Origin of the sequence: Bradyrhizobium sp. AZCC 2176 (assembly GCF_036924645.1) — a bacterium.
Taxonomy (GTDB): domain Bacteria; phylum Pseudomonadota; class Alphaproteobacteria; order Rhizobiales; family Xanthobacteraceae; genus Bradyrhizobium.
In genome coordinates this window covers 3,134,302-3,158,970 of record NZ_JAZHRX010000001.1, presented here as the reverse complement: position 1 = coordinate 3,158,970, position 24,669 = coordinate 3,134,302, and the positions used below count along the sequence as shown (strand labels likewise).

Annotated in this window: 24 protein-coding genes and 1 pseudogene; 8 read left to right on the top strand and 17 right to left on the bottom strand. The window is 63.0% G+C overall.

From position 1 onward, the window contains the following. Positions 1 to 318: 318 nt before the first annotated feature. The 6 genes from V1288_RS14660 to V1288_RS14635 all read right to left on the bottom strand — a co-directional run bounded on the left by V1288_RS14660 (position 319) and on the right by V1288_RS14635 (position 7,191). Entirely contained in the window at positions 319 to 1,518 is a 1,200-nt protein-coding gene (locus tag V1288_RS14660) for an ABC transporter substrate-binding protein (RefSeq protein ID WP_334357707.1), read from the bottom strand. 94 nt (positions 1,519 to 1,612) lie between these two features. Further along, entirely contained in the window at positions 1,613 to 3,451 is a 1,839-nt protein-coding gene (locus tag V1288_RS14655; RefSeq protein ID WP_334357706.1) for an AMP-dependent synthetase/ligase, read from the bottom strand. A 168-nt stretch (positions 3,452 to 3,619) separates the two neighbouring features. After that, positions 3,620 to 4,399, bottom strand: coding sequence for an ABC transporter ATP-binding protein (locus V1288_RS14650; RefSeq protein ID WP_334357705.1), 780 nt, complete (start codon positions 4,397 to 4,399; stop codon positions 3,620 to 3,622). 10 nt (positions 4,400 to 4,409) lie between these two features. After that, complete coding sequence (locus V1288_RS14645; RefSeq protein ID WP_334357704.1) at positions 4,410 to 5,168, bottom strand: ABC transporter ATP-binding protein; 759 nt, start codon at positions 5,166 to 5,168, stop codon at positions 4,410 to 4,412. Beyond that, positions 5,165 to 6,316 carry a branched-chain amino acid ABC transporter permease gene (locus V1288_RS14640; protein WP_334357703.1) on the bottom strand — a complete coding sequence of 384 codons (1,152 nt, stop codon included), beginning with the start codon at positions 6,314 to 6,316 and terminating at the stop codon, positions 5,165 to 5,167. Before V1288_RS14640 ends, V1288_RS14645 begins: the two co-directional genes overlap by 4 nt. Beyond that, entirely contained in the window at positions 6,316 to 7,191 is an 876-nt protein-coding gene (locus tag V1288_RS14635; protein WP_334357702.1) for a branched-chain amino acid ABC transporter permease, read from the bottom strand. Before V1288_RS14635 ends, V1288_RS14640 begins: the two co-directional genes overlap by 1 nt. Positions 7,192 to 7,480: 289 nt before the next feature. Here V1288_RS14635 and V1288_RS14630 point away from each other — a divergent pair, with 289 nt between their 5' ends. Then, on the top strand, positions 7,481 to 8,233 hold the full coding sequence (locus tag V1288_RS14630; RefSeq protein WP_334357701.1) for an ABC transporter ATP-binding protein: 753 nt from the start codon (positions 7,481 to 7,483) through the stop codon (positions 8,231 to 8,233). Then, positions 8,230 to 9,753: a permease gene (locus V1288_RS14625; protein ID WP_334357700.1), complete on the top strand. Its 1,524-nt coding sequence runs from the start codon at positions 8,230 to 8,232 to the stop codon at positions 9,751 to 9,753. Before V1288_RS14630 ends, V1288_RS14625 begins: the two co-directional genes overlap by 4 nt. 75 nt (positions 9,754 to 9,828) lie before the next feature. Here V1288_RS14625 and V1288_RS14620 read toward each other — a convergent pair whose 3' ends face one another. Beyond that, complete coding sequence (locus V1288_RS14620; RefSeq protein ID WP_442894024.1) at positions 9,829 to 10,713, bottom strand: alpha/beta fold hydrolase; 885 nt, start codon at positions 10,711 to 10,713, stop codon at positions 9,829 to 9,831. A 210-nt stretch (positions 10,714 to 10,923) separates the two neighbouring features. Here V1288_RS14620 and V1288_RS14615 point away from each other — a divergent pair, with 210 nt between their 5' ends. The 3 genes and pseudogenes from V1288_RS14615 to V1288_RS14605 all read left to right on the top strand — a co-directional run bounded on the left by V1288_RS14615 (position 10,924) and on the right by V1288_RS14605 (position 13,234). After that, the gene (locus V1288_RS14615) at positions 10,924 to 11,754 is read left to right on the top strand and encodes an MBL fold metallo-hydrolase (protein WP_334357698.1); all 831 of its coding nucleotides are present in this window, start codon (positions 10,924 to 10,926) and stop codon (positions 11,752 to 11,754) included. A gap of 27 nt (positions 11,755 to 11,781) precedes the next feature. Then, positions 11,782 to 12,024, top strand: a pseudogene (locus V1288_RS14610) (alpha/beta fold hydrolase); the annotation flags it as partial. Between the two features lie 157 nt (positions 12,025 to 12,181). Beyond that, the gene (locus V1288_RS14605) at positions 12,182 to 13,234 is read left to right on the top strand and encodes an amidohydrolase family protein (RefSeq protein ID WP_334357696.1); all 1,053 of its coding nucleotides are present in this window, start codon (positions 12,182 to 12,184) and stop codon (positions 13,232 to 13,234) included. Here V1288_RS14605 and V1288_RS14600 read toward each other — a convergent pair whose 3' ends face one another. The 5 genes from V1288_RS14600 to V1288_RS14580 form a co-directional block, all read right to left on the bottom strand. After that, complete coding sequence (locus tag V1288_RS14600) at positions 13,235 to 14,491, bottom strand: aminopeptidase (protein ID WP_334357695.1); 1,257 nt, start codon at positions 14,489 to 14,491, stop codon at positions 13,235 to 13,237. Positions 14,492 to 14,553: 62 nt separating this feature from the next. Then, positions 14,554 to 14,748 carry a hypothetical protein gene (locus V1288_RS14595; RefSeq protein ID WP_334357694.1) on the bottom strand — a complete coding sequence of 65 codons (195 nt, stop codon included), beginning with the start codon at positions 14,746 to 14,748 and terminating at the stop codon, positions 14,554 to 14,556. Positions 14,749 to 14,801: 53 nt separating this feature from the next. Then, positions 14,802 to 14,939 (bottom strand): hypothetical protein, encoded by a 138-nt coding sequence (locus V1288_RS14590; RefSeq protein WP_334357693.1) that lies wholly within the window; start codon positions 14,937 to 14,939, stop codon positions 14,802 to 14,804. Between the two features lie 608 nt (positions 14,940 to 15,547). Beyond that, positions 15,548 to 15,838, bottom strand: a complete 291-nt coding sequence (locus V1288_RS14585) for a DUF1330 domain-containing protein (protein ID WP_334357692.1) — start codon at positions 15,836 to 15,838, stop codon at positions 15,548 to 15,550. A 50-nt stretch (positions 15,839 to 15,888) separates the two neighbouring features. Next, the gene (locus V1288_RS14580) at positions 15,889 to 17,760 is read right to left on the bottom strand and encodes a DEAD/DEAH box helicase (RefSeq protein WP_334357691.1); all 1,872 of its coding nucleotides are present in this window, start codon (positions 17,758 to 17,760) and stop codon (positions 15,889 to 15,891) included. Between the two features lie 227 nt (positions 17,761 to 17,987). Between V1288_RS14580 and V1288_RS14575 the strand changes: the two genes are divergently transcribed. Further along, positions 17,988 to 18,707, top strand: a complete 720-nt coding sequence (locus V1288_RS14575) for a DNA-3-methyladenine glycosylase I (RefSeq protein WP_334357690.1) — start codon at positions 17,988 to 17,990, stop codon at positions 18,705 to 18,707. Between the two features lie 16 nt (positions 18,708 to 18,723). Here V1288_RS14575 and V1288_RS14570 read toward each other — a convergent pair whose 3' ends face one another. The 3 genes from V1288_RS14570 to V1288_RS14560 all read right to left on the bottom strand — a co-directional run bounded on the left by V1288_RS14570 (position 18,724) and on the right by V1288_RS14560 (position 21,044). Then, positions 18,724 to 19,332, bottom strand: coding sequence for an AbiU2 domain-containing protein (locus V1288_RS14570; protein ID WP_334357689.1), 609 nt, complete (start codon positions 19,330 to 19,332; stop codon positions 18,724 to 18,726). A gap of 15 nt (positions 19,333 to 19,347) precedes the next feature. Next, the gene (locus tag V1288_RS14565) at positions 19,348 to 19,695 is read right to left on the bottom strand and encodes a hypothetical protein (protein ID WP_334357688.1); all 348 of its coding nucleotides are present in this window, start codon (positions 19,693 to 19,695) and stop codon (positions 19,348 to 19,350) included. A 116-nt stretch (positions 19,696 to 19,811) separates the two neighbouring features. Continuing rightward, positions 19,812 to 21,044: a rhodanese-like domain-containing protein gene (locus V1288_RS14560; protein WP_334357687.1), complete on the bottom strand. Its 1,233-nt coding sequence runs from the start codon at positions 21,042 to 21,044 to the stop codon at positions 19,812 to 19,814. A gap of 59 nt (positions 21,045 to 21,103) precedes the next feature. On the opposite strand from V1288_RS14560, the gene V1288_RS14555 reads away from it, so the two are divergent. Then, on the top strand, positions 21,104 to 22,027 hold the full coding sequence (locus V1288_RS14555) for a LysR family transcriptional regulator (RefSeq protein WP_334357686.1): 924 nt from the start codon (positions 21,104 to 21,106) through the stop codon (positions 22,025 to 22,027). A 157-nt stretch (positions 22,028 to 22,184) separates the two neighbouring features. Here the strand turns inward: V1288_RS14555 and V1288_RS14550 are convergent, their stop codons facing one another. Together V1288_RS14550 and V1288_RS14545 are read right to left on the bottom strand one after the other, a co-directional pair. Further along, positions 22,185 to 22,787 (bottom strand): thiamine pyrophosphate-dependent enzyme, encoded by a 603-nt coding sequence (locus V1288_RS14550; RefSeq protein ID WP_334357685.1) that lies wholly within the window; start codon positions 22,785 to 22,787, stop codon positions 22,185 to 22,187. After that, positions 22,784 to 23,350: a thiamine pyrophosphate-binding protein gene (locus V1288_RS14545; RefSeq protein ID WP_334357684.1), complete on the bottom strand. Its 567-nt coding sequence runs from the start codon at positions 23,348 to 23,350 to the stop codon at positions 22,784 to 22,786. The genes V1288_RS14550 and V1288_RS14545 overlap by 4 nt, the downstream gene beginning before the upstream one ends. Before the next feature lie 256 nt (positions 23,351 to 23,606). On the opposite strand from V1288_RS14545, the gene V1288_RS14540 reads away from it, so the two are divergent. Next, on the top strand, positions 23,607 to 24,578 hold the full coding sequence (locus V1288_RS14540; RefSeq protein ID WP_334357683.1) for a VOC family protein: 972 nt from the start codon (positions 23,607 to 23,609) through the stop codon (positions 24,576 to 24,578). Positions 24,579 to 24,669: the final 91 nt, after the last annotated feature.

The following is a 24,669-nucleotide window of genomic DNA, read 5'->3' as shown; positions in this document are numbered from 1 at the left end:
ACCCGGAATCTCGAATTCCGGGTCTGGTCCTTCGGACCATCCCGGAATGACAACTAAAATAAAGGGCTGCGCGATTGTCTTGCGCAGCCCCTTTGCCGTTGGCGCTCTTTTGGTTGGCACGACGTAATGGTTGTCCGTCATTGCTAGCGAAGCGAAGCAATCCATCGTGCCACAAGGAAGAATGGATTGCTTCGTCGCTTCGCTCCTCGCAATGACGAGGTGACGCCCGCAGTCAGAACCTCAAAACAAAGAAGGGCCGCGCGATCGTCTCGCGCAGCCCCTTCGTTGAAGCTCCTGCCTGCAGAAGCGAAACGCCCCTCAGAACATCAGGCCTTCCTTGACCAGCACCCAGCGGCCATTCTTGACCTGCTGGACCTGGGTGATGGTGTTGGCGAGATGGTCGGTCTTGGAGAACTTGGTCGGCGGCGAGTTGAAGATGTCCATGAATTTCTCGCCTGACTCCAACGAGTTCATCATCTTCTGGCCGGTCAGGTCCTTTCCTGCCTTCTCGGCGTAGAACGCAAAAGTCATCATGGCGTTGTAGCCGATGATCGCCTGCGTATTGGCGTCCGAGCCGAACATCTTCTTGTAGTTGGCGAGCCAATCCTTGACCTTGCCCTTTGCCGTGTCTTCGTACGGGATTTCGAAACCCGAAGCCGCATAGAGGCCTTCGACCGCATCCTTGCCGAGCGCCGGCACTTCGAGCACGTTGGTCGGCGTGGCGCCGAGGAAGGTGACGTCCCAGCCGAGCTTCTTGGCTTCGCCCATCGCGCCGATGGTTTCGCGGATAACAGTGCCGAGCACGACCATATCGCAGCCGTCGGCCTTCATCTTGGCGATCTGCGCGCTGAAGTCGGAAGCGCCGCGCTTGTAGCTCGTGACCGAAGCAGGCTGTAGCTTCATCGCCGTGACCTGCTGGGTGAAGCCGTCAAGCACGTTCTTTCCGTACTCGTCGTCCTGATGCATGATGCAGGGCTTCTTGAAGTTCTTCCCCTCGATCATGTATTTGACGGCCGCACGCGTGCTCTCGACATAGGGCAGCAAATTGTTGAACTTCAGCCGCTCCTGCGGCTTTGCCGGATCGAACTTGAAGGTGAATTCGGCCGCCGTCAGCGGGAAAAGCTGCAGGACGCCGGCATCGAACAGGATGTCCTGCGCGGCGAGCACGGTGGGCGAGCCCATCGGGCCGACCATGGCGAACACCTTGTCGCGCTCGACCATCTTCTGCGACGCCAGCACGGCGCGCTTCGGATCGTAGCCGCTGTCCTCCAGGATCAGCTTGATCTTGCGGCCGTGGATGCCGCCGGCGGCATTGATTTCCTCAGCCGCCATCTTCATGCCGTTGGATACAGGCACGCCCCAGACCTTGATCGGGCCGGACAGATCCTGATGGGTGCCGATGACGATCTCGCTCGCCGAGATGCCTTGATCGGTAACCTTGGTCTGGGCTGCGGCCGGCAACTGGGTCAGCGCAAGGGCGCTCACCGCAAGGCCCAACGCCCTAAACGATTTCGACATTGCAATATCCTCCTTATTGGCCCGTGTTGAGCGAAGGGTAGGGCCTTCTTGTCCTTCGCCGCTTACGTGATGCTCGCTTCAAACTTCCGTTTCCCTACGCCACCGCCCGTTCGCCATACATGGCGTTGATTTCGGCCGCATAACGCTTGTTCACGAAACTGCGCTTCAACTTCATGGTCGGCGTTAGCTCCTCGTCCTCGGGCGTGAGCTGACGTTCGATCAGGTAGAACTTCTTGATGGTTTCGACGCGCGCGAAGTTGACGTTGACCGCCTCGATCTCGCGCTGGATCAGGTCCTGGATTTCGGGCGCGCGGCAGAGGCTGGCGTAATTGGTGAAGGGAATGTCGTGGTCCTGGGCGTATTTTTCGACATTCTCCTGGTCGATCATGACCAGGCACGTCAGGTACGGCCGCTTGTCGCCGATCACCACGGCGTCCGAGACATAAGGCGAGAACTTCAACTGGTTCTCGATTTCCGACGGCGTGATGTTCTTGCCGCCCGAGGTGATGATGATGTCTTTCATCCGGTCGGTGATCCTGACGAAGCCTTCATTGTCGATCGAGCCGACGTCGCCGGTATGCAGCCATCCCTTGGCGTCAATGGTCTCGGCGGTCTTTTCCGGCTGGTTCAGATAGCCCATGAACAGGAAATCGCCGCGGATCAGGATTTCGCCCTGCGGTGAAATCGCGACCTCGCCCCAGGGCGCAGCCTTGCCGACCGAGCCGAGCTTGATTCGATCGGGCGGCATCACGGTGGCGACGCCGCAATTCTCGGTCTGGCCGTAGACCTCGCGCATCTCGAGGCCGAGCGCGAGATACCAGCGGATCAGATCCGGCGCGATCGGCGCGGCGCCGGTAAAGGCCAGCCGGCAGCGGTCGAGCCCGAGCATGCGGCGGATGTTGCGAAACACCAGCCAGTAGGCGGCGCGGTTGGCGAGCCGCAACGAGAGCGGCGGCGTATCGCCCTGCAGCTTGTACTCGGTCACCCGGTTGCCGATGGCGAGCGCGGTGCGGTACATCCAGTTCTGGAACGCGGTCGCATCCTTCAACGCGATCGTGATTCCGGAATAGAATTTTTCCCAGATCCTGGGCACCGCCAGGAAGGCGGTCGGCTGCACCTCGCGCAGATTGTCCGGCACGGTTTCGGGACTCTCGGCGAAATTCATCACCGATCCCAGCGCCAGCGAGACGTAGTAGCCGCCGACCCGCTCGGCGACGTGGCAGAGCGGCAGGAACACCAGCCGCTCTTCATTGTCGCTCGATGGAAACAGATCGTTGGCATGGCGCATCTGATGCGTCACGCTGCGATTGGAATGCATGGCGCCCTTGGGCGGGCCCGTTGTGCCTGACGTGTAGACGAGGATAGCGAGATCGGACGCTGAGCGGCTTCCGATCATCTCGTCCCACAGCGCCTCGTTGCCCTGCTCGTGGTTGCGTCCGAGCGCCATGAACTCGGCCAGCGACAACACCATCGGATCGGTGAAGCCGCTCAAGCCTTCCATGTCGAACACGACGATCTTCTGCAGCGTCGGACACCGCGAACGGCACGACAGGATCTTGTCGAGTTGCTCCTCGTCCTCCGCGAAGATCACCTTGGTCGAGGAATCGTTGATGAGATATTCGACCTGGACTGAGGAGTCGGTCGGATAGATCCCGGAAGAGACGCCGCCGGCGCAGAGGATGCCCATGTCGGCATAGACCCATTCCGGCACCGCGTTGGCGATGATCGAAGCGACGTCGCCGGGGCGGAAGCCTGACGCATGCAGGCCGAAGGCGATGTCCTTGGAGATCTGCAGCCACTCGCGCCAACTGGTCGGCTGCCAGATGCCGAACTTCTTTTCGCGGATCGCAGGCTTGTCGCCGCGGGTTTCCACGGACTTCAGAAAGCTCCTCGCGATCGTGTCGGCGACCGTCAGCACTGCCGGTCTGGCCATGCTCTCTTCCTCCCTCTGTCGCCTGCCTCAGGTGCCGGTCTTGGCAACCGGTCTTGCCTTCTTGAAGCAGGGCCTGAATCTAGCTCTAACTCGTTCTTAACGCCATGCTTTTGACTGCGACGGTTAACGCCAGATATTCTAACGCCAGATCCTCTAACGTCAGGTCTTCTAACGCCACGTCTTCTTCTTTTTCCAACGCCGCTCGCCGCGGGCGCCCTCTTCCTTGGCGCCGAGATAGAATTCCTGGATGTCCTTTGAATTCATCAGCCGCTCGCAGGTGTCGTTCATGACCACCCGGCCGATTTCCAGCACATAGCCGTAATGCGCGGTCTCCAGCGCCACCTTGGCGTTCTGCTCGACCAAGAGGATGGACATGCCCTGCTCCTCGTTGACGCGCTTGATGATCGTGAAAATCTCTCTCACCAGGATCGGCGACAGGCCGAGCGACGGCTCATCCAAAAGTAGCAGGGTCGGACGGTTCATCAGCGCCCGCCCGATTGCCAGCATCTGCTGCTCGCCGCCGGACAACTGCCCGGCCGGCTGGTTGATGCGCTCCTTCAGCCGCGGGAAATAGCCGTAGACGCGGTCCAGATCATCGGCGACACCGTCGCGGTCCTTGCGCGGATAGGCCCCCATCATCAGGTTTTCCCGCACCGAGAGGAACGGGAACACCTCGCGTCCCTCCGGCACGTGGCTTAAGCCCAGCCGCACGATCTTGTCGGCCTCCATGCGCTGGATCGGCTTGCCCAAAAACTCGATCGAGCCCTTCTGGGGATCGAGGATGCCGGAGATGGTCTTGAGCACGGTGGTCTTGCCGGCACCGTTGGCGCCGAGCAAAGTGACAATACGGCCGCGCGGCACCTCAAGGCTGATGCCCCTGATGGCCATGATCGGCCCGTAATAGCTCTCGATATTGCTGAGCTTGAGGATGATGTCGGAAGCGCTCATGGCATCATCCTCATGCGCCGAGATAGGCGGCGACGACGTCGGGATGGCGCTGCACCTCGGACGGCGAGCCCATCGCGAGCACGCGGCCGTAGTTGAGCGCGATCACGCGGTCGGAGACGCGATTGACCAGCGTCATGTCGTGTTCGACCATCAAGACGGTGATGCCGAGTTCGCTCTTCATGTCGCGGATCCAGAACGACATGTCGTCGGTCTCCTCGACGTTGAGCCCCGATGACGGCTCGTCCAGCAGGATCAGCTTCGGCTCAGAGCACAGCGCACGCGCGAGCTCAATCACCTTGCGGACGCCGTAGGGCAGCCCCGAGATCAGCTTGTCGCGATAGGCTTCGAGATCGAGGAATTCGATCACCTGCTCGACACGACGGCGGTGGATCTTTTCGCCGGCGCGCACGCTCGGCATGAACAGCAGTTCCTGCCAGAGCTGCGTGGTGGAGTGCCTGTGACGCCCGACCAAGAGGTTGCTCAGCATGGTCGCATTCTCGAACAATTCGATGTTCTGGAAGGTGCGGGCAATGCCGAGGCCGGCAATGTCGTAGGCCGGCTGCTCGGTGATGTCCTGGTCCTCGAAAAAGATTCTGCCTGAAGTGGGCGGATAGATCCGCGAGATCAGGTTGAAGATCGAACTTTTGCCGGCGCCGTTGGGGCCGATGATCGAGAGTATCTCACCCTTCTCCACCGCGAAGCTGACGGAATCGACTGCCTTCAGGCCGCCGAAATGCAGGGACAGATTTTCTGCACGGAAATAGCTCATCGGTTCCGCTCCGATTTCACGTAGATTTTCTGCCGCTTGAAGGTGGCGCGCTTGTAGAGCGGGAATAGCTGGAAGAAGAGTTTGATCTTCAGCCAGCGTCCGTACAGGCCGAGCGGCTCGAACAGCACGAACAGCACGATGATCACCCCGTAAATGGCGCCCTTGAGGCCGTTGGCGGATGCAATGGCGGAGACGTTGCTATAAACCTTCCCCGCGGTCACGCTGTCCGCGCCGAACGTTGCGGCCAGCCCTGCAATGATGCCGGGCAGATCGTCCTTCAGATAGGTCAGGAACGGATCGATCATGACCAGGAAGATCGCGCCCAGCACCGCGCCGTGCAGACTGAAGGTGCCGCCGATCAGGATCACGATGATGAACTCGATCGAGAGCTGCAGCGTGAACATTTCTGGAGAAATGAAGGAGAGCTTGTGCGCGAACAGCACACCGGCCAATCCGGTGATCGCTGCACTGATTGCAAACGATTTCACCTTGTAGAGCGAGACGTTGACACCCATGCTGCGCGCCGCCGTTTCGCTGTCGCGGATCGCGACGAAGGCGCGCCCCGTGGGCGAGCGCAACAGATTGAGCGTGCCGACGATGGTCAGGATCAAGACGCCGAGACAAAGGAAGTAGAAGGTCGGGCCGTTTTGCGGCACCGCCTGCCCGAACAGGCTCAAGGTCTTGACGCGCATGCCCTCATTGCCGTGGGTCACGCTTTCCCAGCGCGCCAGCACTTCCTCGACGATGAAGGCAAAGGAGATCGTCGCGATGACGAGGTAGATGCCCGTCAGCCGCAGCGCCGGGAATCCGACCAGCGCACCGACCACGCCGGTCAACAGGCCGCCAGCCAGGAAGTAGACCGGAAACGGAACGCTGTACTGCTGCAGATAGGCCGCCGTATAGGCGCCGATCGCCAGAAACGCGGCGTGGCCGAGCGAGGCCTGCCCGGTGAAGCCGGTGAGGATCATCAAACCGACGCCCACGGTGGCGTAGATGCAGACGAACACCAGTTGGCTGACCAGATAGCTCGACAGCACGAACGGCGCGATCACCAGAAACGCCAGCAGGATACCGTAGGAAACGACGTAGCCGCTATGCGGAAACAGTCTGATGTCGTCTTCGTAATCCGTCTTGAAGAGGAACCGCATTAGACCTTCTTCCGCATATGAATACCGAACAGGCCTTCGGGCTTGAGCAACAGCACCACCAGAAGCACGATGTAGGGCGCGACGTCCTTCCAGCCTTGCGGCAGGTAGAAGCCGGCCATGCTCTCGATCACGCCGATCAGCACGCCGCCCACCACGGCGCCGGGAATCGAGCCGAAGCCGCCGAGCACTGCGGCGGGAAATGCCTTCAGGCCCAGCACCAGACCGACGTTGGAGTGAATGAAGGTGATCGGCGCCAGCAGCACGCCGGCGGCGGTCGCGACCGCCGCCGAGATCGCCCACACGATCGACACCACGCGCTTGACCGGAATGCCCATGTAATAGGCGGCCAGCATGTTCTCAGAGCTGGCACGCATCGCGGTGCCGAGCGTGGTGCGGTTGAAGAAGAGATAAAGCAGCGCGCAAAGGATGACGGTTGCGGCGATCACCGAGAGCTTGTCGTACGCCAGCACCAGCGAGCCGATCCGCAACACGCCGTCGCTGAACGGCGTGTCGATCTTGAAATCGTCGGTGCCCCAGATCATGCCGACTACGGAGCGCAGGAAATATCCGAGCCCGATCGTCGCCATGATGATGGAAAACTGCGGATAGCCGAGGATCGGCCGCACCACGACGCGTTCGGCCAGCATGCCGAACGCAGCCATGGCGATGACCGCACCGGCGAATCCAAGCCAGTAATTGAGGCCGAGCATGCCGATGAAGGTGAAGGCGAAGAACCCGCCCAGCATCATCAAATCGCCCTGGGCGAAATTGACGACCTCGGTTGCCTTGTAAACGAGCACAAAGCCGAGCGCGATCAGGCCATAGACGCAGCCGAGCGCGATGCCACTCACCAGCTGCTGAACGAAGTCCAGCATCATTTCCCTCCCCGATGCCCGGGCGATTCTGTCGATCGCCTCTTCCGCATCTTGTGTCTACACGCTGCCTGGCATCCACGATGCCGGTAGCCGCACATGTCCCGCTGCATTGAGCCCAAAGCGCCGACCCCTGTCAACAAAGCGCTGCGTGTCGCGCCGTTAACAATTGCGGAGAAATGCCGCAGCCCGGGAAGTTGCGGGGTTCGCTGCGATTTGGCGTGCAAGATTCACCGCGCCGAAAGTTCTTCGGTTCATGGTCCGCAGCGAACAACTGGATCGCCCCGAAATCATGACGTCAGATGTATCGGCGCTCGAGGTGCGAGGGTTAACGAAGCGTTTTGACCGCCCGGCGGTCGACGCGCTCGACCTTACCATTCGCGCTGGCGAGTTTTACGCCCTGCTCGGCCCCAACGGCGCCGGCAAGACCACGACCTTGCGCATGGTCGCCGGTCTGCTCAAGCCCGACGCCGGCTCAGTCGCCATCTTGGGTATCGATGCGCTCGCCGATCCCGTCGCCGCCAAGCAGATCATGGCCTGGGTCTCCGACGAGCCGATGATCTACGACAAGCTGACGCCGCTGGAATATCTCGAATTCGTTGCCGGCCTCTGGGGCTTCGATCCCGCCGTGTCGGAACCCTCCGCGCACAAGCTTCTGGTGTCGCTTGGCCTGGAGCCACATCTGCACGAACGCTGCGAGGGATTTTCCAAGGGCATGCGCCAGAAAGTCGCGCTGGCCGGTGCGCTGGTGCACGATCCCCGGCTGATCATCCTCGACGAGCCGTTGACCGGCCTCGATGCGCTGTCGGCGCGTCACGTCAAGGGATTGCTGCAGGACCGCGTCCGTTCCGGCTGCACCGTGATCATGACGACGCATATTCTCGAAGTCGCCGAGCGCATGGCCGACCGCATCGGCGTCATCGCCGCAGGCCGGCTGGTGGCCGAGGGCACGCTCAGCGAGCTGCGCCAGCAGAACGGCCGCAACGACACCAGCCTCGAAGATATGTTCATCGCGCTCGTCGATGCCGAGGCGGCCGCTGCATGAGCTCGACAGCGGCGCTCTCCTGGTTTGCCCGGCACGAAATCCGTCTGGCCTGGCGCGAATGGCTGGCGATGATTGGCGGCAGACGTGGCAAGCGAAAGCGCGCGATCATCGCCCTGGTCGTATTCGTCGCCATCATGCACCTCCCGGCCTATGCCGTGATCGGCCGCTTCGCCGATCTGCAAGCCCCGCTCGGCAAGCCCGAGTTGATCGTCATCACCACGGCCATCTTTCTCGCCTGGGCATTGATGCTGTCGCAGGCCATCGAATCCGTGACGCGGGTGTTCTACGCCCGCGCCGATCTCGACCTCATCATGTCGTCGCCGGCGAACCTCGCCAACGTGTTCTCGGTGCGGATCGCAGCGATTGCGCTCTCGGTCACCGCTATGGCGTTGTTGCTGTCGACGCCCTTTGTCGACGTTCTTGTGATCGGTGGCGGCATCAGATGGCTCTCAGCGTTCGGCGTCGTCGTCGCGGTTGGTGTTTCGGCCGCGGCGGTTGCGATCGCGATCACGGTCGCGCTGTTCAGATTGATCGGCCCGAGCCGCACCCGCCTCGTCGCGCAGATCGTGGCCGCCATCATCGGCGCCGGCTTCGTCATCGCGCTCCAGGTCGCAGCCATCCTTTCCTACGGTACGTTGTCGCGCTTTGCGGTACTGACCTCCGATACCGCTGCGGCCTATGCGCCTGCGCTCGACAGTGCGCTGTGGTGGCCGGCGCGCGCGGCGGTCGGTGATGGCATCGTGCTGTCGTGGCTGATCGCCGGCGGGCTGGTGCTGCTCGGCGTCGTGATGGCGGTCTTCTCGCCAAGATTTGCCGACACCGTCGTCAGTGTCGCCGCAACCGCCCGGTCTGTCCGTCGCGGGCCGCGCGCGACGGCATTTCGCGGCGGTTCGCGGCAACAGGCGCTGCGCGCCAAGGAGTTCCTGCTGCTGCGGCGCGACCCATGGCTGTTGTCGCAAACCCTGATGCAACTGCTGTATCTGGTGCCTCCGGCCCTGATGTTGTGGCGAAGTTTTTCCGAAAGCTCGGATGCGATTGTCTTGATCACGCCCGTGATCGTGATGGCGGCAGGCCAGCTTGCCGGCGGGCTGGCGTGGCTGACGATATCAGGCGAGGATGCCGCCGACCTGGTGGCGACCGCACCGCTGACGCCGTCGCGCGTGATCCGCGCCAAGGTCGAAGTGGTTCTGATCGCCATCGGCGCCATCTTTGCGCCGCTGATCGCAGCACTGGCGTTCGCTTCCGTAGCGCAGGCGATCGTCACCGCGCTCGGTGTCATCGTGGCAACCGTCTCGGCGGCCGCGATCCAGCTCTGGTTCCGCGTGCAGGCCAAACGCAGCCAGTTCCGACGCCGTCAGACCTCGTCGCGGCTGGCAACATTCGCGGAAGCCTTCTGCTCGATCGGCTGGGCCGCGACCGCAGCGCTCGCCGTCACCATCCCGATCGCCGCCGTGATCAGCGGCGCGATGACCGCGGCAATTCTGGCGGCGACGTGGAAAATCAGCCCACGGCGGGACTAAAGGCACCCCCGAGGTAAAGCCATTCCCGGTTGACCTTGAATCTTGGGTTTCCTGCCTCACAGCGGCACAGCCGACCTATGCCTTGGCCAGCTCCATCACCGCCGCGGCAAACGCCTCGGGCGCTTCCTGCGGCAGATTGTGCCCGGCACGCGGCACGACGCGGTGGGCGCGGCGCGCGGTAAACTTTGCCGCGCTCGCGGTGCCATCGGTCGCGGGTGCAACGCCGTCGCCGGCGCCATCCAGCGTAATTGTCGGCACGGTGATCGGAGGCAGCGCCGCGAGCCTGCGCTGGATATCAGCATATTGCGGATCACCCTCGGCGAGACCAAACCGATGGCGATAGCTGTGGATCACCACGTCGACGTAATCGGGATTGTCGTGAGCGACGGCTGTGCGCTCGAAACAGGCATCATCGAACGGCCAGTTCGGCGACCATTGCGTCCACAATATCCTGGCGATCTCGCGCCGGTTGGCGGCCAGTCCCGCGCGGCCGCGCTCGAGTTGGAAGTAATACTGATACCACAACGCTACCTCGCGCTCGGGTCGCTGCGGCGCCATGGCGTTGGCGATATCCTGGATCAGATAGGAATTGACGCAGACGAGCCCGGTGCAGCGCTCCGGCCATAGCGCCGCGCCGACGCAGGCCGCGCGGCCACCCCAGTCGTAGCCCGCGAACACCGCGCGGCGGATGCCGACCGCATCCATCAGCGCCATCATGTCGGCGCCGACCGCCGCCTGCTCGCCCGAGCGCGGCGTGCCCGCGTCGCGAAACCGCGTCGGACCGTAACCGCGCAAATAGGGAACGATGACGCGGCAGCCCTGGGCGGCCAGTTGCGGTGCGACGTCGACATAGGAATGAATGTCGTAGGGAAAGCCGTGCATGAGCATCACGGCCGGGCCATCGGCAGGCCCCGCCTCGTAATAGGCGATGCTGAGGACACCGGCATCGACCTGGCGCAACGGCTCCAGCCGTTTCGATGACGGCGCGCGCGGGGCCGGGGCGACGGTCTTTTCAGTCACGGCGAACTCCTTGGGCATATCCTACAATATGGCATCGCTCCCGCCGATGAAGCAAATCCGGCGCGCCGCCGTGCGCGAATGCCATCATGACGTTTCCAAAATTCGGCGATACAGTGCGGCCTGCGGCCTTTGCCGCGGATGGGTCATGCCATGTTGCGATCGCTTAACTTATCCGTTGCTGTCGCCCTTACCTTCCTCGGTTCGCTGATCGTCCCGGCGGCCGCCCAGCAACAGCCGTTGCGCAGCGAATGCCTCGCGATGGCGAGCGCCCCGCCGCTCGCAGTACCGGTCAGCCTTCGGCGCGTCGCAGCCAAACAGGAACAGGTCGCGATCACCTATGTCGGCCATTCCACCTACTATATCGACACGCCCGGCGGCGTGCGGATCGCGACCGACTTCAACGGCGCCTATCGGACCGGGAGGCTACCCGACGTCGCCACCATGAACCGGGCGCATTCGACGCACTACACGCTGTTTCCCGATCCAAAGATCCCACACGTCCTGCATGGCTGGGGCGAGAACGGACAGGCCGCGCAGATCTCAACGCGGGTCGGCGACGTCTATATCCGCAACGTGCCCACCGACATCCGCCGCTACTATGGCGAGGACACCGGTGGGGCGATGCTCAAGGACGGCAACTCGATCTTCATCTTCGAGGTCGCCGGCCTCTGCATCGGCCATCTCGGACATCTGCATCACAAGCTCGACGATACGCATTTCGCGGCGATCGGCCGGCTCGACATCGTCATGGTGCCGATCGACGGCACCTATACGATGTCGCTCGACGGCGTCTCCGAGATCACCAGGCGCCTGCGCGCCTCCGTGGTGCTGCCGATGCACCGTTTCGCCACTCCGCTCGACGAATTCATGCAGCTGATCGGGCAGCAATTCGTCATCGACCAGCGAACGGAGCGGACGTTGAAGATTTCGCGCGACACGCTGCCGGGGACGCCGACGGTGATCATTCTGGAAGGGGTCTGACGCAGCCGAAACTCGCGCTCAGGGCCGATGCAAAGGGAGGGAAGCTTGAGCGTACCTGTGCAGCGAACCATCGAGAGCAACGGTATCCGCCTCAATATCGCCGAGCAGGGCAAGGGGCCGCCGGTGATTCTGTGTCACGGATTCCCGGAGTCCTGGTATTCCTGGCGCCATCAGCTCCCCGCGCTGGCCGCCGCCGGCTTCCACGCGGTCGCTCCTGATCTGCCCGGTTGCGGACACTGGACCCAGCAGGAGCGCCCAAGCGAAGTTAATGCCGCGCTTCTCGATTTCATCCGCGGTCTGCCGGACTGAAGGGTTGCCGGAAAGCCGCGGAAATGAAGTAGCGGCCTTCGCGATCCGCCTGCTGCTTTGATCCCGTGATGCGCTAGTATCGCTCCCCGAGAAACATAAAATCCGGGGAGCGATATCCATGGCCGCCAGCACTGCACCCGCCTCGAAGAGCGGGCTCTACGCTGATCCGCGCGAGGACTGGCTCGCGCAACATACCGAGGAGATCATCGATCCCGCCCGCCCGATCGTCGACCCGCATCACCATCTCTGGGACCGCGGCGGATTGCGCTACATGATCGAGGAGATGGCGGCCGATATTGCCTCCGGCCACAACATCATCGCCACCGTCTATGTCGATTGCCGCTCGATGTACCGCGCGCACGGTCCTGAAGCGTTCCGTCCCGTCGGCGAGGTCGAGTTCGCCAATGGCGTGGCTGCGATGGCGGCGAGCGGCGCTTACGGCAAGGCCGCGATCTGCGCCGGCATCGTCAGCCACGTCAATCTCTTGCTCGGCGACGGCGCAAAGGCGGTGCTGGAGGCGGAGATCGTTGCCGGCAACGGCCGCTTCCGCGGCATCCGGCATTCCTCCGCGTGGGATGCGGACCCCAATGTCGCCGGCATGTATGCGACGCGGCCAAGAGGACTGTTGCTCGACAGCACTTTCCGCAAGGGCTTTGCCTGCCTCGCACCATTGGGCCTGAGCTTCGACGCCTGGTTGTTTCATCCGCAGATCGGCGAACTCACCGATCTCGCGCGCGCTTTTTCCGACACCAGGATCGTGCTCGATCATTGCGGCGGCCCGGCCGGCATCGGCAGCTACGCGAACCGGCGCGAGGAAATCTTCCCGGTGTGGAAGGCCTCGATCCAGGAACTTGCCAGATGTGAAAACGTCGTCGTCAAGCTCGGCGGCCTCGCGATGTGCCTGCTCGGCTATGACTTCCACCTGCGCCCGAACCCGCCGTCTTCGGAACAGGCCGCCGCTGCGTGGCGTCCCTACATCGAAACCTGCATCGACGTGTTTGGACCCGATCGCTGCATGTTCGAAAGCAATTTTCCGCCGGACAAAGGCCAGTGCAGCTATCAGGTGATCTTCAACGCCTTCAAGCGGCTGGCCGCGCCATATAGCGAAGCGGAGAAGACGGCGCTGTTCTCCGGGACCGCGACCGACTTCTACAAGCTCAAGCTGGACTGATTACGCCCACTCGCCCTTGCGGAATACTGGTACGCGGCTTCCGTCGGCGTGAATGCCGTCGATGTCGGTTTCGGCCGAGCCGATCATCCAGTCGATGTGAATCAGGCTCTTGTTGCCGCCCTGCGCCGCAATCTGTTCCGGCGTCAGCTTGTCGCCGCCGACGAAGCATTTCGAATAGCACTGGCCGAGCGCGATATGCGAGGCGGCGTTCTCGTCGAACAGCGTGTTGAAGAACAACAGCCCGCTCTTCGAGATCGGCGAGGAATGCGGCACCAGCGCCACTTCGCCGAGGCGCGCTGCGCCCTCATCGGTATCGAGCACCTTCTTCAAGACCTCCTCGCCGCGCGAAGCTTTGGCCTCGACGATGCGGCCTTCCTCGAACCGCACCGCGATGTTGTCGATCAGCGTGCCCTGATAGGACAGCGGCTTGGAGGAGACGACGTGCCCGCTGACGCGCCGGCAATGCGGCGTGGTGAAGACTTCCTCGGTCGGAATGTTGGCGTTGCAGGTGATGCCGTTCCTGGCGGTCGAGGCGCCGCCCTCCCATTCGTGGCCGTCGGCGAGACCGATCGTAAGATCCGTGCCCGGGCCGGAATATTTCAGCGCGTGGAAGCGCTGGCCGTTCAGCCATTCGGTTCGCTCACGCAGCACGGCGTTGTGCTTTTCCCAGGCCGCGACGGCACCATCCTGATCGACGCGGGACGCTGCAAAGATCGCATCCGCCAGCTTCGCCACCGCGACATCCTCCGGGACGTCGGGGAAGACCTGCTTCGCCCAGGACGGGCTCGGATAGGCGATGATGTTCCAGTTGGTTTCGAAATTGACGATCTTTTCCAGCGCCGGCTGATAGGCCATCGAATTGGCCTTGCTGGCGCGCGCGACCTTTGTCGGGTCTTCGCCCGACAGCAGCATCGGATTGTCACCGACGATGGCCAGCCGCGCGGTGTTGGCGCCAAATGCCTTCGCCATGCCCTCATAGAGCCAGCCGGCGGCGCGATCAAAACTCTCGTTGTGGCCGTGGCGATAGCGCGCCAGCGTGATCGCCTCATCCGACAGGAACGGGGTCACGATACCCGCGCCGGCCTTGTAGGCATGTTCGGCGATCCGGCGCACCAGCGGCAGCGCCACCGAGGGCGCGGTCAGCAGCAGGTCCTGACCCGGCTGCAGCCGCAAGCCGACCTTGACCGCGACTTCGGCGAGGCGGTCGAGTTTCACGGGATCGATCGAGGCGGAAACGTTGCGCTGAAGTGCGGTCATGATTCTTTCGGCCAATGCTCTCAGATTTTCCGGCTTCGCAACCTTCGGCCGTGATCACACCATCAAGCCAAGGCGAGCGAAGCGCCTGACACCAGCAATAGCACAAGAATAGTCCGGCGGAAGCCGATCTCATCGATGTTCCGGAATGCAACAATGCCGAGCACGGAACCGGCAAACAGCGCCGGCAGGCTGATGGCGAGGTCGATCACGAGCTTGGGAGACAGGCTTTGATGCCCGTGCAACAGCGCCAGCGCCATGATTTGACGCGTTTTCTTGACGCGAACGGGTCTCCACTTCGCTGGAAAACGCCCTAGTCAAACGGCAGTGACGGCCCCGGCAGCATTGCATCCGCCGGGCACTTCGCTTCATCGTCAGGCGTCGACGCATGCGCCTGCGGACCGAGCATGGCGCCGCCTGCGACATGGAGGATCATTATGAGGATGGCCATGATTGCGAGCGCCGTCAGGCTGAGCGGCGTCACGTCACGCGAACCGGGTGCCGGCGTCCCGGCGCGGCTTGCGGTCGGCGCGGACCGGCCCGTTATTTCGTGGGTAGTTCGGCTGCTCTTTTCGGTTGGTCGGGATTTTGGCAGATGCCTTGCGGGACGAATCTGAGCCTGCCCGGCAATCAAATGACGGTAGCGGCGCAATACCCGTATCGCGTCGCGACGCCGCGAGCGGTGAAGCGCTTCGAGGAGGCGTGTAAAGAATCCCTTGCGCGTCGTACGCTGGCTGGACTCGCCTTCGGAGGAAGTACGCATCGCTGATGCCCCGCGTGCTGGTGTGTGGTTCGCGCGGGCAAGATGTCAGCGAGCGCGAGGAAGGCCTGTGAAATAGTTCACAGGAGCTTCGTTGCGCGAGACAAATGGATGTGAGGAAGCTTGATGAACCCTTGACGTGTGCTTGAGGCGAGACGCGCCTATGTCATCCCGGCGCGGATCAACTCAGCGCTTCGAGGCCGCCTGAGGGCGAAGCATTTCTCGTCCGCCGAAGTCCAGATGCAGGGTGATTGACGACGAATAGGGATTCCAGGGGGAATAAATGCAGCCCGCTGCGCTCAGCCCAGGCCTCTCACTGTCAGCACGATGGCGTCGGCGCCTGCCTTGCGATCGACCGAGATCTCCTGATATTCGGGCGAGTTCTGGAATTCCCGCGCCGCTTCGTCATCGGGAAACTCCATGATCACGACCTTGTCGCGCGGCCAGTCGCCTTCCAGCACCAGCGGATGCGCGTCCGCCACCAGCAGCTTGCCCTTGAACTTCTTGAACACGCCCATGAAGCGCGATTGATAGCGGTCGTAGAGTTCGCGACGGGTGAATTTCAACTGGGCGATAATGTAGACGCTCATGACGGCTCCTCGCCTCGCATGTCAGGCGGCGCCTTCAGGCCACCGCCCGGTCAATCGCGAAACTTCTTCTTTTTCTTCTTGCCGAAGGCAGCCTTCGCAGGCGCCCCGCTTTCGTGCCGCGGCTTTCCGGTGTGAGCCGGCTTGTCCCGATGCGGCTTCTTCGTATCGTAACGCACTTTCTTGTCAAACTGCGGCTTGTCAGAGGTTCTTGCGTTGTTGCCGTGCGGCTTCGGTGTCCATTCTTTTTCGCGCACCTCCTCGCGCGGCGCGGCACCTGCGAGCGCCTCGATGCGAATGCTGTCTTCCTTGTCGGGGCGGCGGATTCTTGCGGCAAAGCGGCTCGCGACACGGCCGGAAATCTCGAACTCGGTGGTCGAATCGAGAATGCGGATGGCGCCGATGTCTTCCTTCTTGATGCTGCCGCGGCGGCACAGCATCGGCAGCAGCCAGCGCGCTTCCGCATTCTTCTTGCGACCGATCGCGGCGGAAAACCACACGCTGTCTTCCGCCATGCGGTGGCGCGCCGGGGATTTTGCAGGCTTCGGTCCCCGTCCGGTCTCGCGATCGGTCCGCTCCCGCGCACGTTCGGCACGCGACTTGACGCGTTCCTCGCCGGGATCGACGATGTCCTCAGGCGACGGTAACCGCGCGCGATAGAGCCGCGCCAGCGCGGCGGCGATCTCCTCCGCCGATCGCTCGGCGAGCAGCGCCTGTGCGAGCGCCATGTCTTCCGGTGTCGTCTCCGCCGCGAACACATCGTCCCGCAGCATGCGTTCCTGGTCGAGCTTGCGGATTTCATCCGGCTGCGGCGCCAAACCCCAGGCCGCATCGATGCCGGCGAGTTTGAGCAACATATCCGCGCGCCGCCGCCGTGGTGGCGGCACCAGCAAGATACTGACGCCCTTGCGGCCCGCGCGTCCGGTGCGTCCCGAGCGGTGCTGCATGACTTCCGGATCGTTGGGCAGATCTGCATGGATGACGAGATCGAGGTTCGGCAGGTCGATGCCGCGCGCGGCAACGTCGGTCGCAACGCAGACCCGGGCGCGGCCGTCGCGCAGCGCCTGCAGCGCCAGCGTCCGCTCGTTCTGGGTCAATTCGCCCGACAGCGCCACCACGGAAAAGCCGCGCTCCAGGAGCGTTGCCTGCAGATGCCGGACCGCGTCGCGCGTGTTGCAGAACACCAGCGTGCCCGGCGATTCGAAGAAGCGCAAGATATTGACTACGGCGTGCTCGACATCGCCGCTCGCGATCCGGATCGCGCGGTATTCGATGTCGGCGTGTCCGCCCTCGTCACCCGCGACTTCGACGCGGAAGGCGTCTTGCTGATATTCCCTCGCCAGCCCGACAATACCGGGCGGCAGGGTCGCCGAGAACAGGAGCGTGCGGCGGTCCTCCGGCGTGGCCTGCAGGATGAATTCCATGTCCTCGCGAAAACCGAGATCGAGCATCTCGTCGGCCTCGTCGAGCACGATCGCCTTCAATTCCGAGACGTCGAGACGGCCGCGTCGCAAATGATCGCAGAGCCGCCCCGGCGTGCCGACCACGATATGCGCGCCTTGGGCCAGCTCGCGCTGCTCGCGGCGCGGGTCCATGCCGCCGACGCAGGAAACCACGCGCGCGTCCGCATGCTGATAGAGCCAGGCAAGTTCGCGGTGGACCTGAAGGGCAAGCTCGCGGGTCGGCGCGACGATCAAGGCCAAGGGAGCGGCAGCCCGTTCGAACCGCTCGCCGCCATCCAGCAGGTTTTTCGCAACCGCCAGGCCATAGGCGACGGTCTTGCCCGAACCGGTCTGCGCCGAAACCAGGAGGTCACGGCCCGCGGCCGCGTCCGCCAGCACCGCCGTCTGGACTTGTGTCAGCCGATCGAAGTTGCGTTCCGCCAAAGCTCGGGCGAGCGGCGGGCTTGCGGTCAAGAATGTCACGAGATGTCAGATCCTGGTTGGCTCTATAGCCTGAAATGTTGAATATCGCCCCGAACCGAAATGGCTCGAAGCTTGCGCAATTATCGACGCGCAGCGGCACGGCCTGACGGGTTTCAATGAGGTGGGGATGCTTTAGGCGAAAACCAGCCGCTGCGCCATCCATTCTTTGCAGATCAGCCGATCACTTCTACATTATGGTTTCAGGGCATTTCAGGGAGCTGTACGCCGTGACCGCGTTCAAGACCATTCGCGCCCGCGCCGAAAAGCGCAAGGGCGGTCCCAAGGCGCTCGCCAAGCTGCTGCCGGCCAGGACCGACCCGAAGGCGCTCGCCAAGCTCGGCGACGACCGGATTCTGGCGGAAATGACCAAGCGGGTGTTTTGCGCGGGCTTTGCCTGGAGCGTGATCGAGAGCAAATGGGCTGATTTCGAGAAGGCGTTTCTCGGCTTCAAGCCGGGGCCGCTGTCGCTGAAGCCGGATGAATTCTGGGACGATTTGCTGAAGGACACACGCATCGTCCGCAACGGCGCCAAGATCATGTCGGTGCGGGCCAATGCAAGCTTCGTCCGGGACGTGGCCAAGGAGCACGGCAGTTTCGGCAAGTTCCTCGCGAACTGGCCCTCGTCCGACGAGGCCGGGCTGCTGGAATTGCTGGCCAAGCGCGGCAGCCGGCTCGGCGGCAACACCGGGCAGATGATGCTGCGCTTCCTCGGCTGGGACGGGTTTGTCACGTCAAGCGACGTGGTGCTGTGCCTGCGTGAGGCCGGGCTCGACATTGCCGAGACCGTCACCTCCAAGCGCGACCTCGCCAAGGTGCAGGCGCAGTTCAATGCATGGGCCGAGGAGACGGGGCTTTCCTACGTGCAGCTCTCGCGGATCTGCGCGATGTCGATCGGAGAGAACTACGCTGCGGAGACGCTCGAGAGCATGCTGGGCGGCGATGATTGAAGTCCGGTTCGTTCACTCAGGGCTTGTCACGTTGCGATTCCTGCAATGCTAACATCATTCGCGCAGCGTCTTCCCGTGGCAATTCGTTGAAGAACCCAACACTCACCCCGCACGCCTCTGCCAATTTGTTCGCAACCCTTAACGCTATCACAGTCAACTCACGCATTTGATCCGCTGTAACGCTCGCTTCTCTGAATACGTCATCAAAAGATGTATGGGCGCTTCTGTGCGCAAAAGCCTTGTGTCGCAGGATGGTGACTTTCGATTCTAAAGACTTCGCGTTCATGAGGAGGCGATTAACTTCGATCAAGTCGACCCCTGACAGTTGACCGTTTCGCGTCATCTCTCGAGCTAAATGGGGAAGGCTAATCGTATCGGCACGCTTATCAAAGAGCGCAGCAATTGTGACAACAAAAGCAACCTGATTGGCGTGCGGCATGAAACGAAAGAATTCGCTATACTCGCACATGGTTTCGAGTATGGCCGAACGCGTTTGTTTGGCTTCAAAGTAAAACCAGATATCAAAAAAGATTCTGGCTCGTAGGACAAGCTGAACTGCCCGGTCAACACGGTTTTTAATGGGAAGAGGTGATCGCGTTCCTGCGGCTTGCGCGCCCGTCATCATCTAGACCGATTGCTGTCAGCGGTTCTGCCCGACGCCCGCAACGCGCAGCGCTTCGCCAGTAAACCTCTCTCCGCTGCGCTGGATTTCCGCAAGATCCACCTCAATGCGGCCGCTTGGTTCGCGCAGATACTTCGCTTCGATTATGCGTTCAAACGCTGTGAGGTTCTCCTGCACCACGTGGTTCCACTGCAGCACGGTAAGTCGACGCTGGGGCGAGCCGAACGGCAGCAGCTTATCGAACGTGTCATCTAGCGCGACGCGTTGTATTATGGCGATCTTCCGCTCGCTGTCTTGCCAAAACTCCAAAAGGACGCCTTCTTCGGAATGCTCTGCGGTGACCACCGCAAGACCTTTAAGTGCCATTGTCGCCTCCTAGTCGATGGAACGGCATATGGCGACGCCGCAAGCAAAGCACAAGTTCATCAGGCTCCATCAGCTCCAGCTTTAGCTGGGTCAACGAGATGTTTTCGCTCCCACCATCAAATCACGAAAAATCCATGGGTGGCGTCGCGACGGAGCTGCTCGACGAGGCCGTATTCCCAGTCGAGATAGGCCTGCATCGCGCTTTCCCTGATATCGGTGCCCTCATAGGGGCGGCGGTAGCGGTGTGATGGATCGGGCTTTGGAATGACGCGCGGCGGCCCGACTTGCAGCGGGCCGTCATAGCCGCCTTCCAGCACGTAAGTCTCCCAGCCCATCTGCGCGAGCCAGGACGCGGTCATGTCGGCGCGGACGCTTCTGTTGTCCGTCAGCACGATGCGCGCGCCGCGCACGGGCGCGGCCATGTCGACCTCCTGCACCAGTTGCCCGCCCGCGTAATGGCGAAAGCCCGCGAGATGGCCGGCCGTGTATTCCTCCTCCGAGCGAACGTCGAAGCGGTACAGCGTGCGATCAGCCTGCGACTGCAGTGCCGCCACTTCCGCAAGGCCAATGTGACGGACGCCGGCGCGATAGGCGACGTCGCGCGCATTCGCCTCACCGCCATCGATGGCGCCGATCTCGCCGCGCCGGTTGGCGCCATGCTCGAGATTCTGCTTGGCCAAAGTCCAGCCGATCGTCCCGTTGCGCAGCGCCCGCACCTTGTTGGTGACGCCGGCATTGATCAGCGACTGGGTGCCGATGATCGAGCGGGTGCGGCCGGCGCAATTGACGATGATGGTTGTTTCCGGATCCGGCGCCGCGCGGCCGGCGCGCAGCACCAGTTCCGCGCCGGGCACGCTGATCGAGCCCGGGATGTTCATGGTCGCGTATTCGTCGAAGCGGCGGACATCGAGGATTTGAATGTTGGCTCCGCTCGCGATCAGGGCGCTGACTTCCTCGGCGGCAAGCGATGGCGTGTGGCGGCGATGCTCCACCAGTTCGCCAAATGCCTTGGCATAGGAATTGACGTCCTGGAACAGCTCGTAACCCGCCTGTTTCCAGCGCTGCAGCCCGCCATCGAGCTGACGGACATTGGTGTAGCCCAGGGTTTTCAGGCAGTCCGCGGCTTGCGCTACCAGACCTTCGCCGCCGTCATAGAGAACGATCGGCACGTCCTTGCGCGGCATCCGCGCTTCCGCTTCCAGCGCGATCCGGCCCGCGGCCATGTTGGCGGCGAACAGGGGATGGCCGGTGGCGAACACCGCCTCGTGCCTGACATCGAGCAGCGCGATTTCCTGGCGCAGCAGCAGCGCGGTTCGGACTTGCTGGGGAGTGACGGAGGCACCCGTCATGGACGGGGAATCTGAAAACGGCATATGATGGCTTCCGGAATGGGCACCTTGGGCACCCGATGGATCTCAAACAATTGCGGACTTTCCGGGCCGTAGCGGAACTCGGCAGCCTGAGCAAGGCGGCGGACCGGCTGCGCGCCGCCCAGCCCGCGCTCAGCAGGCACATCAAGCTGCTTGAGCACGAGCTTCGCGTCGAGCTGTTCATCCGCAACGGCCGCGGCATGCTCTTGACCAGCGCCGGCCGGATGCTGCTCGACCGCACCACCGGGCTGATCCGCCAGATCGAACAGGTCAGCGATGACCTCAAATCGGCAAACGGCAATCCGTCGGGCCGTGTCATCCTCGGGCTGGTGCCGACGGTGAGCGCGGTGCTGTCCGGACGGTTCGCCCGCCGCGTCATCGGCGAATTTCCCGACGTCTCGCTGCGCATCGTGGAAAGCTATGGCGGGCATCTGGTCGAGTGGCTGCACCGCGGCGAAATGGATCTCGCGATCATCTACGGTCCCGCGGTCGACCTGCATCTTCAAGTCCAGTCCATCGGCCGTGAGGATATCGTGGCCGTCGGGCCGCCAGGATCGGGCCTGAGCAAGCGGAAGCAGGTCGATCTCAAATGGCTGGTGAAACAGAAGCTGATCCTGCCGAGCATCTCGCATGGCCTGCGGGCACTGCTGGAGAAGGCGCTGGCGCGCGAGAAATTGAAGCTCGACGCCATGATCGAGGTGGATTCCTATCGCGCGCAGATCAGCCTGATGGAGGAAGGGCTCGGCTACACGCTGCTGCCGCCGTCCGCGATCCGCGCCGAGGTAGCGGCGAAACGCCTGGAGATGGCCGCCGTCAGCCCCTCGGTGTCGCGCGAACTGATTCTCGCTTCGCCGATCGCCCATCCGCCGTCGATCGCAACGACGACGATTGCGACGCTGATCGTGTCGGAGATTCAGCAGCTCTCCCGGGAAGGGCTGTGGAAGATCAACATGACGGCGTAGCGCCTGGGCTTTCTCTTTCGTCATGGCCGGGCTAAAGCGCGAAGCGCGTCTTCGCGCAGATGTCCCGGCCATCCACGTCTTGCCTCCGCGAGGTCCGAGGTCCCACCAAAGACGTGGATACCCGGCACAAGGCATGACGAGCAAGTTTTGCCACTCCTCAATTAAACAGCGCCGCGTCGCCCAGCACCGATTGCCGGAAGCGCGTCGTCAGGATGACGCCATCTGCCGGCGGCATTACGAAGACCAGCGCCTCGGGGTTGATCTTGATCTGCGCGAAGGCGGTTCCTCGCCCCTCATGCGCGAGATCGCGGAGTTCGGTGACTTCCGCCATCGTGCGGACGATGCGCGAGGTGCGGATGCCGCAGGCGGCCGCGATGGCGGCAAGGTCGACGCCGGAGGCGGTCGGCGTCTTCTGCATGCCGGTCTCGCCGAAGCGTTCATTGTCGAGCACGGCAATCGTCAGGTTCTTCGGCGCCTCCACCGCGACTGATGCGAGCGAGCCGATATTCATCAGCATTTCGCCATCGCCGGTGACAACCATTACCTTGCGCTTGGGCTGCGCCAGCGCCAGCCCAAGCCCGATCATCGAGGCACCGCCCATCGCGCCCCAAAGCGGAAAGTTGTTCGGATGATCGCCGGCGGCGGAGACATCCCAGTTCGGCGCGCCGAGGCCGGCGATGACGAGGAGACCGGCGCGATCGCGCAACAGTTCGTTGACGACGTCGCGGCGATGCAGAAGCGCGTTCGGGTTGGAAGTCATTTGCGGGCAAGCTCCTTGAAATTCTTGGCGCCGAGCACGCGCTGGCCGATCAAGACCGCCACCGGCTTCCAGGTGTTGAAGGCGAGGTGCGCCGCACCCTGCACGGCGGAGGCGACGAGATCAGGGTCGTCCACCTTGTTCACGATCACGCCCATGGCCTCGAGCGAGGGGCGCGTGCCCTGCCCCATCGGGATCTGCCACGGATTGAACTCCCCCCAATCGCCGCGCATGGTGACGATCATCAACAGCGGCATGTGGCAGATGACAGGCAGCGACAGCATGTTGATGCAGTTGCCGACGCCGCTCGACTGCAACAGAAGAACGCCGCGCTCGCCGCCGAGCCATGCGCCCGCCAGCATCGCCACGCCTTCCTCTTCCGTCGTCAGTGTCACGACGCGGGTTTCGGGATCGGCCTCGAAGGCGCGGATCAGGCGGCTGTGGCCGGCGTCCGGCACCATCGCGACCTGGCGAATGCCGGCGTCCTTGAGTACGCGGTAGATCTCGTCCGGCCACGTCGGAAGGGGCGCCTGCGCCTCGCTACGTGATTTTGCTGCTTCCGCCATCGGGCTCAGTTTCCTCTGCGACATCAGGGTTGATTTGCCTGCAGGATAGATCGCGGCAGGGAGACAAGGAATTTGAATGTGGACATGGCTTGTATCGCAAAATTGAAAGACTGGGGTGGGATGCGGCTTCGCTCGCTCCAACCGTCGTTCCCCGGTGCGCAATTGCGCACCGGGGAACGACGATGGGAGCGGCAATACTGCGGCTTGGAATCCGGCGCAAGATTTGCTTCGCTGTACCGATCGCTGGAGGAGTTTCATGACCATAGACCTGACCCGCCGCACGCTGCTGCATCTTGCCGGCGCCTCCTCGCTGGGCGCGGCGGCCGTCGCCGCGGCGCAGGCCGAAGGGGCGGAAGGCGCGGCAGGCGGCGGGCCGACCTTTGCCAACCGGACGCCGATGCGGATCGGCATGGTGACGCTGCGCGTGCGCGACCTCGATCTGGTCGCCAACTATTATCGCGACGCGATCGGCCTTACCGTCATGGCGCGCACGGCGACCAGCGTCCGCCTCGGCTCGGGCGGCGTGCCGCTGCTCGACCTCGAACGGCGAGAAAGCGCCGCGCGCGAGGCGCGGAACGCGGCGGGGCTCTATCACACCGCGTTCCTGATGCCGACGCGCAAGGACCTCGCGCGCTGGCTGGTGCACGCGGCGAAAAACAGGATCCCGCTCTCCGGTTTCGCCGACCACCTCGTCAGCGAATCCGTCTATCTCGACGACCCCGAAGGCAACGGCATCGAGGTCTATGCCGACCGCGCGCCCGAAACCTGGAAATGGGACGGCGGCTCGGTCGCGATGGCCACCGACCAGCTCGACATCGACGGCCTGCTGGCGCTGACGGATACGCGCACGACCAACTATGCCAAGGCGCCCGATGATCTTCGCATCGGCCACATGCATCTGCGCGTCGGCGGTCTCGAACAGGCGGACCGTTTCTATAGCGCTACCCTTGGCTTCGATCCGACCCGCAAGCGCAGCGGCGCCGCGTTCCTCTCCTCGGGACGCTATCATCATCACCTCGGCCTCAATGTCTGGCAGAGCGCAGGCGCTGGCCCGCGGGACGAAACAGCCACCGGGCTCGCCTGGTTTTCGCTGGAGATCGAGGCGCAGCAAATTCTCGAGGCCCAAACGCTGCGCCTGCGGCAGGCGGGCGCGCCGGCTGTGGCGATCGAGAACGGTATCGAGACCGCCGATCCCTGGGGCACGAAGCTGCGGCTGATCAAGGTCTGATGCTGGCAGGCATAGTCGATTGGCCCGCGCCGCAAACCAAGGTCCGACCAGCCGAGAGGATGGGTTCCTTTGCCGATGAGCTGGGACGGCA

Coding starts and splice junctions, on each gene's coding strand:
- V1288_RS14605 (WP_334357696.1), top strand. CDS start 12,182: ATGGCCGCCAGCACTGCACCCGCCTCGAAGAGCGGGCTCTACGCTGAT.
- V1288_RS14550 (WP_334357685.1), bottom strand. CDS start 22,787: ATGACTTCCAACCCGAACGCGCTTCTGCATCGCCGCGACGTCGTCAAC.
- V1288_RS14565 (WP_334357688.1), bottom strand. CDS start 19,695: ATGGCACTTAAAGGTCTTGCGGTGGTCACCGCAGAGCATTCCGAAGAA.
- V1288_RS14645 (WP_334357704.1), bottom strand. CDS start 5,168: ATGAGCTATTTCCGTGCAGAAAATCTGTCCCTGCATTTCGGCGGCCTG.
- V1288_RS14570 (WP_334357689.1), bottom strand. CDS start 19,332: ATGATGACGGGCGCGCAAGCCGCAGGAACGCGATCACCTCTTCCCATT.
- V1288_RS14540 (WP_334357683.1), top strand. CDS start 23,607: ATGACCATAGACCTGACCCGCCGCACGCTGCTGCATCTTGCCGGCGCC.
- V1288_RS14560 (WP_334357687.1), bottom strand. CDS start 21,044: ATGACGGGTGCCTCCGTCACTCCCCAGCAAGTCCGAACCGCGCTGCTG.
- V1288_RS14655 (WP_334357706.1), bottom strand. CDS start 3,451: ATGGCCAGACCGGCAGTGCTGACGGTCGCCGACACGATCGCGAGGAGC.
- V1288_RS14615 (WP_334357698.1), top strand. CDS start 10,924: ATGTTGCGATCGCTTAACTTATCCGTTGCTGTCGCCCTTACCTTCCTC.
- V1288_RS14625 (WP_334357700.1), top strand. CDS start 8,230: ATGAGCTCGACAGCGGCGCTCTCCTGGTTTGCCCGGCACGAAATCCGT.
- V1288_RS14660 (WP_334357707.1), bottom strand. CDS start 1,518: ATGTCGAAATCGTTTAGGGCGTTGGGCCTTGCGGTGAGCGCCCTTGCG.
- V1288_RS14555 (WP_334357686.1), top strand. CDS start 21,104: ATGGATCTCAAACAATTGCGGACTTTCCGGGCCGTAGCGGAACTCGGC.
- V1288_RS14545 (WP_334357684.1), bottom strand. CDS start 23,350: ATGGCGGAAGCAGCAAAATCACGTAGCGAGGCGCAGGCGCCCCTTCCG.
- V1288_RS14635 (WP_334357702.1), bottom strand. CDS start 7,191: ATGCTGGACTTCGTTCAGCAGCTGGTGAGTGGCATCGCGCTCGGCTGC.
- V1288_RS14650 (WP_334357705.1), bottom strand. CDS start 4,399: ATGAGCGCTTCCGACATCATCCTCAAGCTCAGCAATATCGAGAGCTAT.
- V1288_RS14640 (WP_334357703.1), bottom strand. CDS start 6,316: ATGCGGTTCCTCTTCAAGACGGATTACGAAGACGACATCAGACTGTTT.
- V1288_RS14590 (WP_334357693.1), bottom strand. CDS start 14,939: ATGGCCATCCTCATAATGATCCTCCATGTCGCAGGCGGCGCCATGCTC.
- V1288_RS14600 (WP_334357695.1), bottom strand. CDS start 14,491: ATGACCGCACTTCAGCGCAACGTTTCCGCCTCGATCGATCCCGTGAAA.
- V1288_RS14630 (WP_334357701.1), top strand. CDS start 7,481: ATGACGTCAGATGTATCGGCGCTCGAGGTGCGAGGGTTAACGAAGCGT.
- V1288_RS14595 (WP_334357694.1), bottom strand. CDS start 14,748: ATGGCGCTGGCGCTGTTGCACGGGCATCAAAGCCTGTCTCCCAAGCTC.
- V1288_RS14585 (WP_334357692.1), bottom strand. CDS start 15,838: ATGAGCGTCTACATTATCGCCCAGTTGAAATTCACCCGTCGCGAACTC.